We start from the raw sequence: 20,167 nt of genomic DNA on the forward strand, positions 1-20,167 counted from the left end.
ACTCTTTAGTCGAGCATCATATTGATGTTCAGGTTGTACATAATCCACAGAGAGCCAATGACAACGATACCGATGATTAGCATAGTGAACAGGAATGCAATCAGGTTCCAACGCTCATCTGATGATGTGTTCATGTGCAAGAAGCATACTAGATGAACGAGGATCTGTACAACAGCCATACCCACAACTGTCCAAAGGATAGTGGCTTGTGATGCTGTACCTTCCATCACCATCCAGAAAGGAATCACTGTCAATATGACTGACAGAACAAAACCAATCACGTAAGTCTTCATGCTACCGTGGCTTGCTCCAGTATGAGCATCTTTTGCGTGACTCATTTAAATTGCCCCCAGAAGATAAACAACGGTAAATACACAGATCCAAACAACATCTAAGAAGTGCCAGAATAGGCTCAGGCAGTTCAGACGCGTTTGGTTCACCTCAGTTAGGCCACGGCGTGAAACTTGGATAATCATGATGATGATCCAAACTAGACCACAAGTCACGTGGATACCGTGAGTTGCAACCAGCGTAAAGAAGCCAGACAAGAAGCCACTGCGGTCAGGACCATAGCCTTCTGCAATTAGCTCATGGAACTCATAAACTTCCATGATAACGAAGCCAAGGCCTAACAGGAAAGTGACAAACAGCCATAAGTTAACGGATGCAATTTTACCTTTATGCATGGCTAACATTGCAAAGCCGTAGGTGATACTACTGAATAACAGTAGGAAGGTTTCACCTAAAACGAATGACAGGCTGAAAATGTCTTTACCTTCAGGGCCGCCGGCAGTGCCGTCAGCCAAGACAACATAAGTTGCGAATAAACAGGCGAACAGAATCAGGTCACTCATTATGTAGAGCCAGAAACCAAATACCTTAGTTCCGCCTGCATCATGGTGCCCATGCTCTGCATGGGCCAAGTTTTGATTAGTCATTGTATTAGTTGACATCGTTCACACCTGCCTTACGTAAGTCTTCAAAGTGCTTATTCTCGATTTGCTCGATTTCGGCCACAGGTACGTAATAATCAACATCTTCGTCGAAGCTTTTTGCAATCCAAGTAACAATCATGCCAGCGAAACCAACGATTGCGAGCCACCAGATGTGCCAGATCATCGCGAAACCTAAAACCAAGCTGAATGCAGCGATGATCACGCCAGCGCCTGTATTTTTCGGCATATGAATTTCTTCATATTTAGCAGGACGCTTATGAGCGGTACCTTTTTCTTTCATATCCCACCAAGCATCACGAGTTTGGATGTTTGGCTCGATGGCAAAGTTATAGAATGGCGGTGGAGAAGATGTTGCCCACTCCAGTGTACGGCCACCCCATGGGTCACCAGTTAGGTCACGGTTTGCATGACGGTCACGGATACTCACGATGATTTGGATAACTTGACACAGGATACCCAGCGCAATCAGTCCAGCACCACATGCAGCAACAACGAGCATCGTGTGATAAGCCGGATCAATATTTTGGCTTAAACGACGAGTCATTCCCATAAAGCCAAGGATATATAGCGGCATAAATGCTAAGAAGAAACCAGTGATCCAGAACCAGAAGGCACGGACACCCCATTTTTCATTTAGCGTAAAGCCGTAAGCTTTCGGGAACCAGTAAGTCATACCCGCGAAACAACCGAATACCACACCACCAATGATAACGTTATGGAAGTGAGCAATCAGGAATAAACTGTTGTGCAGAACGAAGTTTGCACCAGGTACTGCAAGTAGAACACCTGTCATACCACCGACAGAGAAGGTGATAATGAAGCCGACAGTCCACAGCATCGGTGATTTAAACTCAATACGACCTTGATACATGGTGAACAGCCAGTTGAAGATCTTAACCCCTGTTGGGATTGCGATAATCATCGTGGCGATACCAAAGAAGGCGTTGACGTTTGCTCCCGAGCCCATCGTAAAGAAGTGGTGCAACCAAACGATGAAGGACATAACGGTAATAACGATAGTTGCCCACACTAACGAGGTGTAGCCAAACAGACGTTTTTTGGAGAACGTTGCCGCAATTTCTGAGAAAACACCGAATACAGGTAGTACAAGGATATACACCTCTGGGTGACCCCATGCCCAAATCAGGTTGATGTACATCATCATGTTACCGCCCATATCATTAGTAAAGAAATGGGTACCTAGGTAACGGTCTAATGTCAGAAGCGTCAGTGTAACAGTCAGGATTGGGAACGCTGCTACGATCAGTACGTTCGTACAGAGTGCTGCCCAGCTAAATACTGGCATTTTCATCATCGACATACCCGGTGCACGCATACGGATAATTGTCGCGATAAAGTTAACCCCTGTTAATAGTGTACCAATACCGGATATCTGGAGACTCCAGAGCCAATAATCGACCCCGACACCTGGGTTGTACTCCAAGCCCGAAAGCGGCGGATAAGCTAACCAACCTGTTTGTGCGAATTCACCCACCCCTAACGAGATGTTAATCAGCACAACACCGACGACGAAGAACCAGAAGCTCAGTGAGTTCAGGAATGGGAAAGCAACGTCACGCGCACCAATTTGCAGAGGAACAACAAGGTTCATCAGACCGACAACAAATGGAGTCGCCATGAAGAAAATCATGATAACGCCGTGTGCGGTAAAAATTTGGTCATAGTGGTGAGGGTTTAAGAAACCTTCTTGACCAGCAGAAGCGAGTACTTGTTGACCACGCATCATGATAGCATCCGCGAAACCACGGAATAGCATGACCATTGCGACAATGATGTACATGACACCAATTTTTTTGTGGTCAACGGATGTCAACCACTCTTTCCACAACCACTTCCATTTACCGAAGTAGGTGATCGCACCAAGAAGCGCAATACCGCCGATAATGATACAAATCAGTGTCACGACGACAATTGGCTCATGGAGCGGAATAGCATCTAGTGTTAATTTTCCGAACATGCCCTTATTCCTCAGCGCCTGTATGAGCGTTATGGCTCATATGCATAGATTGACCTGCAGTTTCATCTTTCTTGTCTGCAGGAGCGTGACCTTTATGGTGCTCATGACCAAACTTGAGAATGATGTCTTCATACAGATTTGGTTTCACGCTAGAGAAGTAGGTTACAGGAACGTTCATGCTAGGTTTGGCGACTTCATCAAACGCTTGCATGGTATCCATAGTCTTAGGTGACGCTTTCACCTTTTGTACCCACTCATCAAAACCTTGGCGATCAGGTGTTGCGATAGCATTAAACTTCATATCAGAGAAGCCATGACCACTGTAGCTTGCAGAGAAGCCTTTATAAGTACCAGGTTCATTAGCAATTAAGTGAAGCTTAGTTTGCATACCTGCCATCGCGTAGATTTGACCACCTAACGATGGAATGAAGAACGAGTTCATCACCGAATCAGACGTAATTTTGAAGTTGATTGGCACACCAGTAGGGAATGCGATTTCGTTAACTGTTGCAATGCCTTGCTCTGGATAGATGAAGATCCATTTCCAGTCAGCCGAAATAACTTCAATAGTGACAGGTTCCTGATCACTGACTAATGGCTTATAAGGGTCAAGCTCATGAGTCGTCTTCCAAGTAATAGTACCTAGAATGATGATAATGATGATAGGAACGGTCCAGCAGACTAACTCAATTTTATTTGAGTGAGCCCAGTTAGGACGGTAAGTTGCTGATTTATTGGATTCACGATATTTCATTGCAAAGATAAATGCCATGAAAATAACAGGAATCACAACAACGAGCATTAAGCCGATTGCAATAAGAATCAGCTCTTTTTGTTTGACGCCAACGGCGCCTTTAGGGTCCATCAACACCATGTCGCAACCACCTAATAATAAGGCGGCTACAACTAGCGAGATTGCCCCAATGCTTTTTTTGTAGTTCATAAGTCTCATCCACGACCCCAAATGACAAAGATTCTAATTGTCGTTTCATCAGTGGGGGCATTCTACGGTAAGGTTATGTGAGTGTAAACAATTGTAAGGTAAAGAAGCAGGATTGTTAGCTCTTTATGTTAATATGATCACATGTAAAGAGCTTATGATTAAAAAGTTAAAAGTCATGCAGATTATAGGTATATTTTGCTAAAACGAAGGTAATACTAAAATATCTTTGTCATTTTTCAAAGAAAAATATGTACAAAAGTGAGCAAAAAATGAAGAAACTGCTATGATTGTTAAATAAAATGATAGGTGAAATTACGATTTTTAATGCCGATAAGGCGGCTAGCACCACCTTACCGGCCAAAATAGCTAAGAAAAATTGTTACTTTCTTGAAAAGAAAAGAGAGTTTTTAAATTTTTCTATAAGTATTCATGTTGACTTAAGTGAGCTATTTAGAACGTATATTTTAATGTATAAATAATCGCATCTTGATAGAAATCTTCACCTAACTTGTTATCAGCGTAGCGATATTGAACACCTGCTGCTAAATTTGGTGTTGCATTCCACCAAAATGCTAATGCACCATTGACACCATCACGACCACCGTTACCGCTGCCATAACGTTTATGGCGTGCAAACTCCATTTCGTGCCAGTTAGTGATCATGAAATTCTCTTCAAACATTTTGAATCCATAACCAGCAACCCAGCCGACGACATAGCCGTTATTACCTGAATAAAACGATTGATCGACATAGTGCATTGCAATAAATGGTTTGAACCACAGGTCACCAAATGCAGTGTTGTATCCTAAACCATACAATGTGTTGACTTCATGGAAATTACCACCATATTTAGCTCCTGGCAGTGACCAAGTACCATAGACGTGTCCATATACGTTAAAGCCACTGTCACCTAAATAGAAACGTCCCGTGGTTTTGATTGTATAACGTTGGTTACGACCTGGTTCAGTACGGCGTTTATGGAATGGGTTTTCCACATCAAAGAAGCCGTATAATTCCCCCCAATTGAAGTTAGCACCGCCTTCTAACTCAATGTAGGCAAAGTCTTTTTTACGAGAAGTGTATTCTGACTTAGTTTCGGTGCGGTGAGACCAGTCTAGATAGTTGACATTGATATCCGCGAAACCATTCTGATAGCCAAGAAAGCCGTCGTCTGCATTCGCTGTTCCAGCTAAAGATACGAGTGCCGCGGCGCAGAGAAGTTGTTTTTTCATAATATATTATTTTCGTTTGAGTATTAACGATATTTATTATTCAGCCGTGAGGCTGATTAGCCCTTAACGTGTGAGATATTAGGCTTTTCATTTGTAATTAAAAAATATATTTCATTGAATAAGTGATATACATCACGATATGACGCGAGGGATATCAATATTTGCTAGTCAGATCTAATTTAAAAGGTCAAGAAAAACCCGAAACAGATTTATCTTATTTCGGGATAATTACTCTAGTTATTAATTTTTTTTGATTAATTAACAGCTTTTTTAACTACTTTCTTGACTGCAAAGAAATCAAGGCATCCACCAATAATCAAACTTAATGCCCCAATCCCAACGCCGGTATTGAAGATGCTATTTTGATATTCAGGCAAGGAAAGCCAAAGTGATAGATGAGTTGTAAACAGATAGATTTTGACAGATGAGAATGAGCTGATTAAGAGCGTTATTAGCCAAATAGCAAGGATGCTAATAGCTAGCAAGAATAAGTAAACCGCGATTTTGTAGGCTTTTGCATATTGTTCACGGCGCTGGAATAGCCCAGTTGTTTGGGTATAGATAAGCGATGTGCGGCAGGCAAGTAGCAGCAAGATCCCCGGTAGAGCAACGATAATCGAGAGTAAATAAAAGATTGGCCAATCATAAGCACTCACAAGAATACTGGCAACAGGGCCGATATATACGCGTCCTACTGCGGAAAGTGCAGATAGCAAAGCAAATTGTGTGGCAGAAAGAGACTTATTACATAAGGTCATCAATAAGGCAACAAAGGCGGCGGTACCCATTCCTGAGAAAAGGTTCTCAAGGAAAATAATTGTTCCCATAGTCATGATGTTAGGTGGCGTGACTGCAAGGAACCAATAGCCGATATTAGATACGCCTTGTAATATTCCGAAAATAAAGAGCGCGTTAAATAAGCTCATTTTTTTCATCAAATAACCGCCAAATAACGCCCCAATAATGGTCGCCAGCATACCTACTGTTTTATTGACAGTGCCGACTTCACTTAAGCTAAACCCTAGCCCATGCAGTAGAAAATTGGTGTTAAGTGCCATAACAAAAGCATCACCCATTTTATAAAACACCAGTAACAGCAGGATCAACCAAGCATTGTTACGGCTGAAAAATTCAGCTAATGGTTCATAGATAGCTTTTTTTAGTGAAGTTGGTGGTGCGCCATTATCTTCAGGCTCTTTGGCAAGCAGCGTCGCTACAACACCGATTAGCATTAACCCCGCCATGAGTAGATAGAGCTGTTTCCATGTGAGAAACGTATCTGCCATCCATAATGCTAATCCACCTGAAACTAACATACTGATGCGATACCCCATCACCGACACGGCGGCACCAAAACCTCTTTCCTCTGCACTGAGCAAATCGGTTTTATAGGCATCGAAGACAATATCTTGTGAGGCGGAGCAAAAGGCAACCATGACGGCAAGTGCTGCTAACCACCATAGGTGTTCGGATGGATTCATAAAACCCATCGCCCCTATGCTAATAATAAGTAGGATCTGTGTGGTGAGTAACCAACCTCGACGCCGACCAAAAAAAGGAGGCGTATATCTGTCCATCATAGGAGACCACAGAAACTTTAAAACATAAGCTTGACCAACAAGTGAAAAGAAACCGATTGTTTTGATATCGATGTTTTCAACTGTTAACCAAGCTTGTAATGTACCTGCGGTAAGGGCTAACGGAAGGCCGGAAACAAAACCTAATAGGATTAAAATGACTGAGTTAGGTAAAAAGGCACGGGACATAATCTTCCTATGATTGGTTATTTGTAAAATAGAGGACTTCCGTTATTGGTTGCTTATTGTAGTAATAGCACCACACTTTTAAGAGCCTATAGAAATAGGCTCTTACCGTATAATAATGAAGGGCGATTACCGAGCGTTTTGTCTAATAAACTGCGTCAATTCTTGGTCATTTGCCATATCATTAATTAAATCTGTTAACGCGATATTGATCGCTTTTTCTATTTTATCGTTACTTGCACCAAGTAATTCTTGGTTGTTGTAATTACGCGTAAAAGTACGTGATTTCGTCGAGCCGTTAGGCGCTGTCGCATTAACGGTCACACTGGTGTTTACCGTGATATTGTGACGTAGACTACCTTCAGTGACTTGGGCGTTTAATTGATTTAATTGTACGACTAAGTTAACACTCGCGGGTGACGACACCATAAAACCACGTGCTGCCATTTGTTTCTCAACCGCTTCTTGCATTAAATAGCGAGGATCACGCGAAGGTGACAAGACCACTAAACTCCCATTACGGTTGAGTTCCGTAAGTGATTTTGATGGTCGGTTATCAACGCTACTCACACTAATTGCGGTTGCATTGAGTGTCGGGTTGCGCGCAGGTAGCGTGATTTTGGGTTCGAGCGATAAAGTGTTATTGCTTGTTGCACAACCTGCTAGAAGAAATAGTGCAAAAAGTGGAAAACAAAGTTTTCTTAACATAATTTTTTCCAGTTAATCTTTCCTAATTGAGTCTGTTCCGTTATGGTGCAATCTAACGAACCCTGTTATGTTTTATAGGGTATAGTGCCATTGTGACGGATTTTCTAAAGGGTTAGACAACCATTTTAGAAAAAATTCGCCAAAGCGGGTATTTATCATATCATTGTAGAGTGATTGTCCTCTACCGTGACAAAAAAAGATAACAAAAAAAACGTAAATGTTGGTTGAAGAAAGGAGTTATTTTTATGGGGATAAATGCACCGCAGAATATGCAGTCACGTATTCAGCAAAAGTTGCATACAGCCTTTGAACCTGCTCATCTTGAAGTGATCAATGAAAGCTATCAACACAATGTGCCTGCTGGTTCAGAAAGCCACTTTAAGGTGGTTTTAGTCAGTGAAAAATTTGAAAATAAACGTATGGTTGGCCGTCATCGCGAAATTTATGCTATTTTGGCGGACGAATTAGCAGGAAGTATCCACGCATTAGCGCTCCATACGTATACCCCGACAGAATGGGGGGAATTGGCGGATACGGCATTAAATTCACCTGCATGTCGTGGTGGTGGTAAAACAAACGGCTGATTGACTCATTCTCTGTTTTACTGTCATTGTGATGAAATGATTCACATCATTTTACGATGTCGACATTAATTTCGATGAGCATTTTTTCTCCAATTTGCGTGGAGAAGACATTTTTTAGTCGGAAAAGTCACAAATAAAGCGGATTGATCGCTTCTTTTATCAGCTTTTCTCGACTCGGAGCATCTGCATCGGTATAATGTCGCGTCTAATTTTCAGTAAGGTTTCGGGACGCTTCTGATATCAGGGATGACCGTTGTGTAAGCAACGCCCCCGGTTCTGGAAGGGAGAAGGTCGTTATGATTTAATGACCAAACTCTGGAGTAGACCGATCACTAAGATTTTTTTTGAGGTAAGAAGATGCAAGTTTCTGTTGAAACGACTCAAGGCCTTGGGCGTCGTGTAACAATCACCGTTCCTGCTGCCGATATTGAAAAAGCAGTAAACAGCGAGCTGGTTAATGTCGCGAAGAAAGTACGTGTTGATGGTTTCCGTAAAGGGAAAGTACCAATGAACATCGTTAAACAGCGTTACGGCGCGTCTGTTATGCAAGACGTTCTGGGCGATGTGATGCAACGTAACTTCATCAACGCGATCATCGAACAAAAAATCAATCCAGCAGGTGCGCCTAGCTACAAACCTGAAATGCTGGAAGATGGTAAAGATTTTGTTTACTCAGTTGAATTCGAAGTTTATCCAGAAATCGAGCTGAAAGGTCTGGAAACTATCGAAGTTGAAAAACCAGTTGTTTCTGTAAAAGATGAAGATCTGGAAAACATGCTGGAAACGCTGCGTAAGCAACAAGCTCAGTGGAAAGAAGTTTCTGAAGCGGCAACTGTGGATTCACGTATCACTATTAACTTCACTGGCTCAATCGATGGTGAAGAGTTCGAAGGCGGCAAAGCAGAAGATTTCGCACTGGTTATGGGCGAAGGTCGTATGATCCCTGGCTTTGAAGATGGCATCGTTGGTCACAAAGCAGGCGAAGAGTTTGATATCGAAGTTAACTTCCCAGAAGATTACCACGCTGAAAACCTGAAAGGTAAAGCAGCTAAGTTTGCTATCGTTCTGAAGAAAGTTGAGCAACGTGAACTGCCAGAATTCACTGAAGAGTTCATCAAGCGTTTCGGTATCGTTGATGGTACTTTAGAAGGTCTGCGTGCTGAAGTTCGTAAAAATATGGAACGTGAACTGAAAAATGCAGTTCGTAACCGTATTAAAGCGCAAGTTTTAGATGGTCTAGTTAACGCAAACGAAATCGAAGTTCCTGCTGCTGTGGTTGATGGCGAAATTGACGTTCTGCGTCGTCAAGCTGCTCAACGCTTTGGTGGTAACGAGAAGCAAGCGATGGAACTGCCACGTGAACTGTTCGAAGAACAAGCAAAACGTCGCGTTGTTATCGGTCTGCTGTTAGGTGAAGTGATCAGCGCTAATGAGCTGAAAGCTGATGAAGATCGTGTTAAAGCATTGATCGAAGAAATGGCGTCAGCTTATGAAGATCCAGCAGAAGTTATCGAATACTACAGCAAAAATAATGAGCTGATGAATAGTGTTCGTAACTTAGCATTAGAAGAACAAGCGGTTGAGAAAGTTCTTGAAGTTGCGAAAGTGACTGAAAAAGAAACTAACTTCACAGAACTGATGAACCAAGTTCAAGCGGGTTAATTTCGCTTTTTCAGTTGTGCAAATAATAAACCCGTGGCATTGCGCTGCGGGTTTTTTGCCAATTAGAGTTATCACATTTCAAGTTAGGGTGAGGGTGCCTAGATAGAGGCTGAGCTTGGGGGTTATTAGCCATTTGTGCTGCCTAAGATGGCTTACTTGTCGCTTTATTACCACTCGAATTATTTAAGGTAGGCGCACCAATCGTCTTGAAAATCACATTTTCGCCCTAATTTTATTATAAGCGCTGCGGTATATTCACATAAGATAGGCTGTTTGGTTCTCGGTTATCTGAAAGAACAAATCCGTGAATCCTTACAGACTTGTGTTAAACTATTTTATAGTGGGTCTTGTTTTCTACGGCGTCATTCGCTGTGTTCATGCTCATCTCTATTAACAGCTTTTTAGTTAACTTAAAAGAAATAACGAGATGAGATAATAGTGGAAATAGGCAAGATAGAGAATTTTTAAAGACAAACTGTTTGTTTGCTGCTTAGAATGCTTAAAAGTCGAACAAACAGCAAATTTAGGCGCAAGCACCAGATAGTTTTTAATAGGAGATTTCGATGTCATATTTTGGCGGTCAGGAAAATCTAGCATCCCAAATGGCTCTAGTGCCAATGGTCATTGAGCAGACCTCTCGGGGTGAACGTTCATACGATATTTATTCACGTCTGTTAAAAGAACGTATTATCTTCCTGACAGGTCAGGTGGAAGATCATATGGCGAACTTAATTGTCGCACAGATGCTATTTCTGGAAGCGGAAAACCCAGAAAAAGATATCCAACTTTACATCAACTCCCCTGGTGGTGTGATCACCGCAGGTATGTCTATCTATGACACAATGCAATTTATTAAGCCGGATGTCAGCACAATCTGTATGGGGCAAGCTTGCTCTATGGGCTCTTTCTTGCTAGCTGCGGGGACTAAAGGCAAACGCTTCTGCTTGCCGAACTCTCGTGTGATGATCCACCAACCATTGGGCGGTTATCAAGGGCAAGCGACAGACATTCAAATTCACGCTCAGGAAATTCTGAAAGTGAAAACTCGAATGAATGAATTAATGGCATTGCACACAGGTAAATCAGTTGAAGAGATTAATCGTGATACTGAACGCGATCGTTTCTTGTCTGCAGATGAAGCCAAAGAGTATGGTTTGGTCGACCATATTTATACTAGCCGTTAATTAGCTAGGATTTATCCATACTTAATTAATATTAAAGAAATTTATTATCCTGTTTTAGGTTGTTTATCCAGCAAATAAACAGGGTAGTTTGACGATAAGTGAGGTCAACTGATGACAGAAAAACGCAAAGAGGGGTCAGGTAAGCTGTTGTACTGCTCTTTCTGCGGAAAAAGTCAGCATGAAGTCCGCAAGCTGATTGCCGGTCCGTCAGTCTATATTTGTGATGAATGTGTCGATTTATGCCTCGATATCATCCGTGAAGAGATCAAAGAGTTAGCTCCTCATCGTGAGCGTAGTGCACTGCCTACTCCCCATGAAATTAGAGAGCATCTTGATGATTACGTCATAGGTCAAGAACAAGCGAAGAAAGTACTTTCTGTTGCTGTTTATAACCATTACAAGCGTTTACGTAATGGAGATACCACTGCTGAAGGGGTAGAGCTTGGTAAAAGTAATATTTTGCTGATCGGCCCAACAGGTAGCGGTAAAACACTGTTGGCTGAGACGTTGGCTCGTTACTTGGATGTGCCATTTACGATGGCTGATGCAACCACATTAACCGAAGCGGGTTACGTGGGGGAAGATGTCGAAAATATCATCCAAAAATTACTGCAAAAATGCGACTACGATGTAGAAAAAGCTCAACGCGGTATTGTTTACATTGATGAAATTGACAAAATTTCGCGTAAATCAGATAACCCATCCATTACCCGTGATGTTTCAGGGGAAGGGGTACAGCAAGCGCTACTGAAACTCATTGAAGGAACAGTGGCGGCGGTTCCTCCACAAGGTGGTCGCAAGCATCCTCAACAAGAGTTTTTACAGGTTGATACCTCTAAAATCTTATTTATCTGTGGTGGTGCGTTTGCAGGGCTTGATAAAGTCATCGGTCAGCGTTTAAACACACGTTCAGGTATTGGTTTCGCTGCGGAAGTCAAAGGCGAATCTGACAAAATCAGTGAAGGTGAGTTGTTAACGCAAACAGAACCAGAAGATTTAATCAAATTTGGTCTGATCCCTGAGTTTATTGGTCGTTTGCCTGTTGTTGCGACATTAACTGAATTGAGTGAAGAAGCATTGATTCAGATTTTGCAGGAACCGAAGAACGCATTAACCAAGCAATATCAAGCGCTATTTAGCCTTGAAGGGACAGAGTTAGAGTTCCGTGAAGAAGCCTTAAAAGCGATTGCTAAAAAGGCAATGGCTCGTAAAACCGGGGCTCGTGGCTTACGCTCAATTGTTGAAGCCGCATTACTAAATACAATGTACGATCTGCCTTCTATGGAAGGTGTTGAAAAAGTCGTTGTTGATGAGAATGTGATTAATGAACAATCAGAGCCATTACTGATCTACAGCAAGCCTGATGCCCAAGCCTCTGGTGATAATTAGCGCCTAGGATTTAGCACCAAAAAGTTATCAGTGAAATGAGGGATCCTCCCCTCATTTCACTTTTTATCTTCAAGTACCCATTGAATGCTAAAATCTTATCCCCATATAGTTTATATTCTGAGTGTGGTTTCTTTGTTTTTAAAATAATTACTTTCTAAACAATAGTTGGAAACCCTTAAACTAGCGTAAGCTAAACGAAGAGAGAGCTTTATGAATCCTGAGCGTTCCGAACGCATAGAAATACCAGTATTGCCTCTGCGTGATGTAGTGGTGTACCCACATATGGTGATCCCACTGTTTGTTGGACGTGAAAAATCCATTCACAGTCTGGAAGCAGCGATGGATCATGACAAGCAAGTAATGCTGGTAGCCCAAAAAGAGGCCTCAACTGATGAGCCTGGGGTTAACGATTTATTTTCTGTTGGCACCGTTGCTTCAGTTATTCAAATGCTGAAATTGCCCGATGGCACAGTTAAAGTATTAGTTGAAGGTTTAAGAAGAGCACGCATAAGCAGTTTAACTGACAATGGTGAATATTTCTTAGCACAAGCTGAACTGTTACAGCCTGAATCAGTGAAACACGTTGCGGGAACTGATAACTTTTACAATGAAGCGGGTGCTAAAACGCAAGTTGCAGAGCTTCTTGATGAAAAAGAACAAGAGGTTCTTTATCGCACGATAGTCAGTCAGTTCGAAAGCTACATCAAACTGAACAAAAAAATTCCGCCTGAGGTGCTGACCTCGCTACACTCGATTGAACAAGATCAACTCGATAAACTAGCGGACACAATAGCTTCTCATATGCCATTGAAATTGGCAGATAAACAGCGCGTATTGGAGATGGCGAATGTCGCCGAGCGTGTTGAGTTCCTGATGGCCATGATGGAGTCAGAAACTGAGCTGCTGCAAGTTGAAAAACGCATCCGTAATCGTGTTAAAAAACAGATGGAAAAAAGCCAACGCGAATACTATTTGAATGAGCAAATGAAAGCGATTCAAAAAGAGCTTGGTGAAATGGATGACGCGCCAGATGAATACGAAGCGCTGAAACGTAAAATTGAAGAAGCGAAGATGCCAAAAGAGGCTCATGAAAAAGCGGAAGCTGAGTTGCAGAAGCTAAAAATGATGTCTCCGATGTCGGCTGAAGCCACCGTCGTACGTAGCTATATTGACTGGATGGTGCAGGTGCCATGGCATGCGCGCAGCAAAGTGAAAAAAGATCTTGTTAAGGCGCAAGAAGTCCTTGATAAAGACCATTATGGCTTAGAGCGCGTTAAAGAGCGTATTTTAGAGTATCTGGCAGTACAAAGCCGTGTTAGCAAAATTAAAGGGCCTATTTTATGTCTGGTAGGGCCTCCGGGGGTTGGTAAAACTTCTCTTGGGCAATCTATTGCGAAAGCGACAGGGCGCCAGTATACCCGTATGGCGTTAGGTGGTGTGCGTGACGAAGCGGAGATCCGTGGTCACCGTCGTACCTATATCGGTTCTATGCCGGGTAAATTGATCCAGAAAATGGCAAAAGTTGGGGTAAAAAACCCACTATTCCTGTTGGATGAGATCGATAAAATGTCTTCTGATATGCGTGGCGATCCAGCATCCGCATTGTTAGAGGTATTAGATCCTGAGCAAAACGTCGCCTTTAACGATCACTATTTGGAAGTGGATTACGATCTGTCAGATGTGATGTTTGTTGCTACGTCGAACTCAATGAACATCCCAGCGCCGTTACTTGACCGTATGGAAGTGATCCGTCTTTCCGGTTATACGGAAGATGAAAAGCTGAATATTGCTAAGCAACACTTATTGCCGAAACAAGTTCAGCGTAATGCCTTGAAAAAAGGTGAGCTAACCATCGATGACAGTGCATTAATCGGCATTATTCGTTATTACACGCGTGAAGCTGGTGTGCGTGGCCTCGAACGTGAAATTTCGAAATTGTGCCGTAAAGCGGTGAAAGCCTTATTGATGGATAAAAAGCTTAAACATATCGAAATTAACGCTGACAACCTAAAAGACTTTTTAGGTGTGCGCAAATTCGATTACGGGCAAGCAGATACTGAAAACCGAGTTGGTCAAGTGACAGGTCTTGCATGGACAGAAGTAGGTGGTGATTTATTAACCATCGAGACAGCTTGTGTTCCGGGCAAAGGCAAACTCACGTATACCGGTTCACTCGGTGAAGTTATGCAGGAATCCATCCAAGCGGCATTAACCGTAGTACGTGCTCGAGCAGAAAAACTGGGTATCAATAGCGATTTCTATGAAAAACGCGATATCCATGTACACGTTCCGGAAGGTGCGACGCCAAAAGATGGCCCAAGTGCGGGGATTGCAATGTCAACCGCGTTGGTGTCTTGTTTAACGGGGAATCCTGTTAAAGCTGATGTAGCAATGACGGGTGAAATTACTTTAAGAGGTCTTGTTTTACCGATTGGTGGTCTGAAAGAGAAATTACTTGCGGCACACCGCGGTGGCATCAAGACAGTATTAATTCCATTTGAGAATAAACGTGACTTGGAAGAAATTCCAGAAAACGTTATTGCAGATTTGGAAATTCATCCGGTTAAAACAATTGAAGAGGTACTCTCTTTAGCACTAGCGAACCCACCATTTGGTGCGGAAATCGTAAAAAATAAGTCAAAAAGAGTGAGCTGAATCAAGAAGTTTACATAAAAATGAGACTGACAGCTAATTTAGGGGTTGTCAGTCTTTTTTTTCGTCGCTAATTTAACGATGATTCTGATAATTATTTGGATGTAATCTGTTCTCTTGCCATTGGCATTCAGGATTGATATAACGGCTGCATCATTAATTAGCTTAATAGCCTAATTAAGATCATAGTCAAAACTAATATGGGGATGATAAGAGTGAATAAGTCTCAACTGATTGATCAAATCGCTTCTGAAGCGAACATTTCTAAAGCTGCAGCTGGTCGCGTTGTTGATGCGTTTGTTGCATCTGTAACGACTTCACTAAGCAAAGGTGACGATGTTGCTTTAGTTGGCTTTGGTACATTCACTGTTCGTGAGCGTGCCGCTCGTACAGGACGTAACCCACAAACAGGTAAAGAGATTAAGATCGCTGCGGCGAAAGTACCTGCTTTCCGTCCGGGCAAAGGTTTAAAAGACGCGGTTAATAGCTAATTCAGTTTTCTTTTGGTTTTGTTTTATTTTTTCTAAAACACACACTGACTGAATAATATTAATCAGCTAATATAGAGGCGCATCATGGAAATGGTGCGCTTTTTTTTCAATCTGGGTTAAGATTAGCGTATTATTAGGAAATTGAATTTAACAAGCGGAGTTAAGCCTTTTTATGATGGACAATCTACGCACGAAAGCGAACAGTCCTTTTATCAAAGTGCTACTGGCTATTATTATCCTGTCATTCGTGCTGACAGGGGTTGCTGGTTACATGATTGGCGGTTCAAGTAATGATGCTGCTAAAGTTAATGGACAGTCAATTAGCAGGGAGCAATTCCAAACGGCTTTCTCGCAAGAGCGTCAGTCTTTACAAGATTCCTTGGGTGATAAGTTCTCTGAAATTGCTGGCAATGAAGAGAGCATGAAATTTTTGCGTAATCAGGTTTTAAATAACTTGATTAACAGTACGTTAATGGCTGAGTATGCTAATGAATTAAACTTATCTGCCAGTGATCAGCAGGTAAAGGATGCAATTTTTGAAATGCCAGTATTCCAAACTAATGGAAAATTTGATGGCGATAAGTATCGTCAGATATTGGCAGCAAATAACTACAGTGCTGATAACTTAGCGGAACAAGTCCGTGCTAATTTAATTCTCTCTCAGCTTTCTGATTCATTTATTAAAACCGATTTTGCGCTACCTTCAGAAGTGAAAACATATGCAGAGCTTGTTTTACAAGAGCGCGAAATTCGTGTAGCGACCCTTTCGTTAGCCGATGAACAAGCAAAGCAGACGGCGACTAAAGATGAAATTAAAGCTTACTATAATGCGAATCAGGATAGCTTTATTGCTCCTGAGAAAGTGCAAGTTAGCTATGTAGAAATAGACGCGGCAGCTTTACCTCCACAATCAGTCACTGATGAAGAGGTAAAAACGTATTATGAGCAAAACCTAAAAAACTACACTCAAGCTGAGCAAAAGCACTACAGCATGATCCAAGTGGCGTCAGAGAAAGAAGCTAACGCTATCATTGATGAGCTAAAAGCCGGTGCTGATTTTGTGGCGTTAGCGACTGAGAAATCAACCGATAAGCTTAGTGCGGGTAATAAAGGTATCATTGGTTGGATGGAAGAAGCCTCGACGCCCTCTGAAATCGTTAACGCTAACTTAACGGAAAAAGGGCAAATCTCTACACCTATTAAGTCAGATTCAAATTTTGTGATTTTCCGTTTGGATGATATCAAACCTGAAAGTATTAAGCCTTTCGATTCGGTGAAGGATGAGATTAAAAATAAACTGATTCAGGACAAAAATAGTAAGCAGTTTTATGACTTACAGCAGAAAGTCAGTGAAGCGGCCACAAATGATAATGAGTCACTTGCTTCAGTTGAAGAAGTATCAGGTTTAAAAGTGGTGGCAACGGATTGGTTTGATAAAAATAATCCGCCAGCAGCGCTTAATTACCCTAAAGTGATCAACGAAATATTCAGTGAACGTTTAGTGGATCAAAATGGTTCTACGGGGATTAACTCAGATGTTATCGACGTTCAAGGTGACCGTGCATTTGTTGTCCGTGTATCACAATATGCACCGGAGCAAACTCAACCATTAGAAGCTGTTAAATCTCAAGTTGAAACACTCGTTAAGCGCCAGAAAGCGAATGCAGCATTAAAAGCTGAAGGCGAGAAATTAGTTGCAGCCTTGAAAGAAGGTAAAGGCGATACTGCGAATATTCAGTTTTCTGCACCTGAAAAGGTTTCACGCTTGATGCCTCAAACGCCAGTTATTGGCGCGGCAATGGCAATGGCGAAACCTGCTGACGGCAAAGCAACTTATACAACAGTGCGTGATGAAAAAGATAATTTAGTCATTATTCAACTTGATAAAGTGATCCCAGGCAAAGCTTCAGATAAAGAGCTTGAGCAGTTAACCGCAAACTACCGTGGTATGATGGGAATGGCGGTAAATGAAGCTTTGATTCAGAACTTACGTAATAACGCCAAAATTGAAGTGATTAATTTAGACTAAATTGCGAAGCCGCTCGTAATTCTAAGTGCAACAAAAATAAGTTGAGGCCACCTTTGGGTGGCCTTTCTCATTTCTATCATCACAAAAAAGCTTTTGCATAATAAATTTGGCATTGTGGTATCTCAATTTAAACAGGAGAACATCAATGACATGGATGAAATTTATAAAGCAATCATTAGGCAGCGCTGCCGTTATTCTGACGATATTAATGTGCTCACAATCGGCGCTAGCAAAAAAAGCAGAAGCTGATAAGCCAGTGGCAGCGGTGGTTAGTAAAAAGCCTAAGGAGGAAAAACCATCGGAGAATTTGAAAGAGACAAATCAAGTGAACATCAATCAAGCGAGTGCCGAAGAGTTAGCGAAAAAGCTTCATGGAATTGGCATACAAAAAGCGAAAGCTATCGTTGAGTATAGGGAGAAGTATGGCGCATTTAATACTCTTGAAAATATTTTGGAAGTACGTGGAATAGGGCCTGCATTTTTAGAGAAAAACAGAGGCAAGCTAGCGCTATAGTGAGCTGTGTGCCCACCTTGTTGTGGGCACTTAATCTTATTTGTGATGAATGCCAATATTATAGTGTGATCTAAGACGATCCTATTATTGTAATACTTGCCTCGGTACATAAAAAACGCGATCAGCATCGAAGAAAATAGAACATTTCAGCAAATAGCATGATTGTTTGTTATATTTTTGTAACGAATAGCAACTGGTCGGAGTAGTTATGGCAACGCAAATTAAAGTACGTGGTTATCATATTGATGTTTTCCAACATGTGAACAACGCACGTTATCTGGAGTTTTATGAATCAGATAGATGGGCTTGTATGGATGAGCACAATTTTCTGGGCTGGGCGCTAAAAAGCCAGCTTGCCATGGTGGCGGTTAATATCAATGTGAACTATTTTCATGGTGCCATACTTGGCGATGAGCTAACAGTGACAACGCGTATTGAAAAAATTGGTACTAAAAGTGCGTTGTGCTATCAGCAAATAACACGTGAAAGGCAAGGTAAGAGAGAAGTGGTGTCAGATGCAAAGGTGACTTTTGTCTTTATTGATTTAGCACTGAATAAATCTATTAAGATTGAAGGGGAACTGCGCGAAAAACTTGAGTTATTATCCAAAAGCAGTACTGAAGATTTTATTGCCGCTTAATCATTAACACCGGAAAGTTGCTAACTCTCCGGTGTGGTTAGCAAGCAAAGTACTAAGCGAGATTAGCGAGTTTTTTTAGAGAAGCTAACACCGACTCTTTATGGCTTAAATAATAGTTCAAGCCTTTACTGCGAAGGTGGCATGCAGCACACTCCCCACAACCGTCACCTTGTATACCATTATAACAAGTCAACGTTTGCTCACGTATGGTTTCTAAATGCCCATAATAGTCTGCAAGTGCCCATGTTTGTGCTTTATCGAGCCACATTAAAGGCGTTTCAAAGCGGATATCTTTTGCTAGCCCAAGGTTTACGGCATGGTTAAGTGCTTTAACAAATTCGTCTCGGCAATCAGGGTAGCCTGAAAAATCGGTTTCACATACGCCTGTGATAACCGCCTCTGCTTGGACTTGGTAAGCGTAGATGGCTGCAAGCGTTAAAAAGAGAATGTTTCTACCCGGAACAAAAGTGCTAGGTAGCCCATTAGCTGCACTTTCGTTATAGTCGGGTACAGGGATATTGTCGCGGGTCAAACTGCTTACGGCTAACTCATTGAGTAGGTTTACATCAAGGATTTTATGCGCGGCTGCACCCAGTGAATGGCTTAGCTTTTGAGCCACTTCAATTTCAAGCCGATGACGTTGTCCATAATCAAAGGTGACACAATGGACTTCATCATACATTTTTAAAGCTTGAATGAGACAAGTCGTCGAGTCTTGACCACCACTGAAGACAACAACAGCACGTTTCATAAACACTTCTCCTACTCAAAAATATAAATACTTAACTGATGGGTCATGGTAATGATGCTAGCGTGTGATGAACAGGGAAATTTTTGTCTTTTTGTGGTTATTGATGAATTATTTATGCTGTCGTAAATCTATTTAGGTAAAATCATTCTATTATATAAAGTCGACAGTGATATTTTTTTATAAATAAAAAGAGAATACCTATGTTAGATAAGATAGATAAAAAGTTGCTTCGCTTGTTGCAAAATGACAGTAGTCTATCTTTAAATGCACTTGCAGAGGCCGTTAACTTGACGTCGACTCCTTGTTGGAAAAGGTTGAAACGCTTGGAGGATGAAGGGTACATTCGCCACCGAGTAACCTTGCTTGATGGGGAAAAATTAGGTCTCGGTCTAACGGTTATTGTTATGATCAAAACGCAACACCATAACAGCGAGTGGTATGAACAATTTGTCTCTTTTGTTAGCCAACTCCCTGAAGTCCTTATGTTTTACCGTATGGCAGGAGAGTATGATTATCTGATGCAAGTCGAAGTCAAAGATATGAAATCCTACGATCTATTTTATAAGAAACTGGTTAATGGCGTTCATGGCCTGATTGATGTAACCTCTAGTTTTGCAATGGAAAAAATCAAGTATACGACAGCGCTACCTATTCCTGATTAGTGTTGTTAGTTCTGCTTTTCTCAATTGT

Annotated in this window: 18 protein-coding genes; 10 read left to right on the top strand and 8 right to left on the bottom strand. The window is 41.7% G+C overall.

Annotation, left to right across the window (positions count from 1 at the left end; translation table 11 throughout):
• Nucleotides 1-5 precede the first annotated feature (5 nt).
• The 7 genes from PSE69_RS02515 to PSE69_RS02545 form a co-directional block, all read right to left on the bottom strand.
• Nucleotides 6-338, bottom strand: coding sequence for a cytochrome o ubiquinol oxidase subunit IV (locus PSE69_RS02515; protein ID WP_004927007.1), 333 nt, complete (start codon nt 336-338; stop codon nt 6-8).
• Nucleotides 339-953 (bottom strand): cytochrome o ubiquinol oxidase subunit III, encoded by a 615-nt coding sequence (locus PSE69_RS02520; protein WP_004927009.1) that lies wholly within the window; start codon nt 951-953, stop codon nt 339-341.
• On the bottom strand, nt 943-2,934 hold the full coding sequence (gene cyoB, locus PSE69_RS02525; protein WP_004927011.1) for a cytochrome o ubiquinol oxidase subunit I: 1,992 nt from the start codon (nt 2,932-2,934) through the stop codon (nt 943-945). Before cyoB ends, PSE69_RS02520 begins: the two co-directional genes overlap by 11 nt.
• Nucleotides 2,935-2,938: 4 nt before the next feature.
• On the bottom strand, nt 2,939-3,886 hold the full coding sequence (gene cyoA, locus PSE69_RS02530; RefSeq protein ID WP_004927013.1) for a cytochrome o ubiquinol oxidase subunit II: 948 nt from the start codon (nt 3,884-3,886) through the stop codon (nt 2,939-2,941).
• Between the two features lie 441 nt (nt 3,887-4,327).
• Nucleotides 4,328-5,110: a nucleoside-specific channel-forming Tsx family protein gene (locus tag PSE69_RS02535; protein WP_004927017.1), complete on the bottom strand. Its 783-nt coding sequence runs from the start codon at nt 5,108-5,110 to the stop codon at nt 4,328-4,330.
• A gap of 254 nt (nt 5,111-5,364) precedes the next feature.
• Entirely contained in the window at nt 5,365-6,876 is a 1,512-nt protein-coding gene (gene ampG, locus PSE69_RS02540) for a muropeptide MFS transporter AmpG (protein WP_072502519.1), read from the bottom strand.
• A gap of 126 nt (nt 6,877-7,002) precedes the next feature.
• Nucleotides 7,003-7,581, bottom strand: a complete 579-nt coding sequence (locus PSE69_RS02545) for a YajG family lipoprotein (protein WP_014656771.1) — start codon at nt 7,579-7,581, stop codon at nt 7,003-7,005.
• Between the two features lie 245 nt (nt 7,582-7,826).
• Here PSE69_RS02545 and bolA point away from each other — a divergent pair, with 245 nt between their 5' ends.
• The 9 genes from bolA to PSE69_RS02590 all read left to right on the top strand — a co-directional run bounded on the left by bolA (nt 7,827) and on the right by PSE69_RS02590 (nt 18,726).
• A complete protein-coding gene (bolA, locus tag PSE69_RS02550) occupies nt 7,827-8,165 on the top strand; it encodes a transcriptional regulator BolA (RefSeq protein WP_004927022.1) in 339 nt (112 codons plus the stop codon).
• 357 nt (nt 8,166-8,522) lie between these two features.
• A complete protein-coding gene (tig, locus tag PSE69_RS02555; protein WP_272674931.1) occupies nt 8,523-9,827 on the top strand; it encodes a trigger factor in 1,305 nt (434 codons plus the stop codon).
• A gap of 563 nt (nt 9,828-10,390) precedes the next feature.
• Nucleotides 10,391-11,011: an ATP-dependent Clp endopeptidase proteolytic subunit ClpP gene (clpP, locus tag PSE69_RS02560; protein ID WP_004927029.1), complete on the top strand. Its 621-nt coding sequence runs from the start codon at nt 10,391-10,393 to the stop codon at nt 11,009-11,011.
• Between the two features lie 111 nt (nt 11,012-11,122).
• Nucleotides 11,123-12,400: an ATP-dependent protease ATP-binding subunit ClpX gene (gene clpX, locus PSE69_RS02565; protein WP_004927031.1), complete on the top strand. Its 1,278-nt coding sequence runs from the start codon at nt 11,123-11,125 to the stop codon at nt 12,398-12,400.
• A 210-nt stretch (nt 12,401-12,610) separates the two neighbouring features.
• On the top strand, nt 12,611-15,055 hold the full coding sequence (gene lon / locus PSE69_RS02570) for an endopeptidase La (RefSeq protein WP_004927032.1): 2,445 nt from the start codon (nt 12,611-12,613) through the stop codon (nt 15,053-15,055).
• A 212-nt stretch (nt 15,056-15,267) separates the two neighbouring features.
• A complete protein-coding gene (gene hupB, locus PSE69_RS02575; protein ID WP_014656769.1) occupies nt 15,268-15,543 on the top strand; it encodes a nucleoid-associated protein HU-beta in 276 nt (91 codons plus the stop codon).
• 172 nt (nt 15,544-15,715) lie between these two features.
• Complete coding sequence (gene ppiD / locus PSE69_RS02580) at nt 15,716-17,572, top strand: peptidylprolyl isomerase (protein WP_121874722.1); 1,857 nt, start codon at nt 15,716-15,718, stop codon at nt 17,570-17,572.
• 145 nt (nt 17,573-17,717) lie between these two features.
• On the top strand, nt 17,718-18,086 hold the full coding sequence (locus PSE69_RS02585) for a ComEA family DNA-binding protein (RefSeq protein WP_004927040.1): 369 nt from the start codon (nt 17,718-17,720) through the stop codon (nt 18,084-18,086).
• Nucleotides 18,087-18,294: 208 nt separating this feature from the next.
• Nucleotides 18,295-18,726, top strand: coding sequence for an acyl-CoA thioesterase (locus PSE69_RS02590; RefSeq protein WP_004927043.1), 432 nt, complete (start codon nt 18,295-18,297; stop codon nt 18,724-18,726).
• A 52-nt stretch (nt 18,727-18,778) separates the two neighbouring features.
• On the opposite strand, the gene queC is transcribed toward PSE69_RS02590, so the two are convergent.
• The gene (gene queC, locus PSE69_RS02595) at nt 18,779-19,477 is read right to left on the bottom strand and encodes a 7-cyano-7-deazaguanine synthase QueC (RefSeq protein WP_121874721.1); all 699 of its coding nucleotides are present in this window, start codon (nt 19,475-19,477) and stop codon (nt 18,779-18,781) included.
• Between the two features lie 200 nt (nt 19,478-19,677).
• Here queC and PSE69_RS02600 point away from each other — a divergent pair, with 200 nt between their 5' ends.
• On the top strand, nt 19,678-20,139 hold the full coding sequence (locus PSE69_RS02600) for an Lrp/AsnC family transcriptional regulator (RefSeq protein ID WP_004927047.1): 462 nt from the start codon (nt 19,678-19,680) through the stop codon (nt 20,137-20,139).
• Nucleotides 20,140-20,167: the final 28 nt, after the last annotated feature.

It is taken from the genome of Providencia sp. PROV122, assembly GCF_028482365.1.
GTDB lineage: Bacteria > Pseudomonadota > Gammaproteobacteria > Enterobacterales > Enterobacteriaceae > Providencia > Providencia stuartii.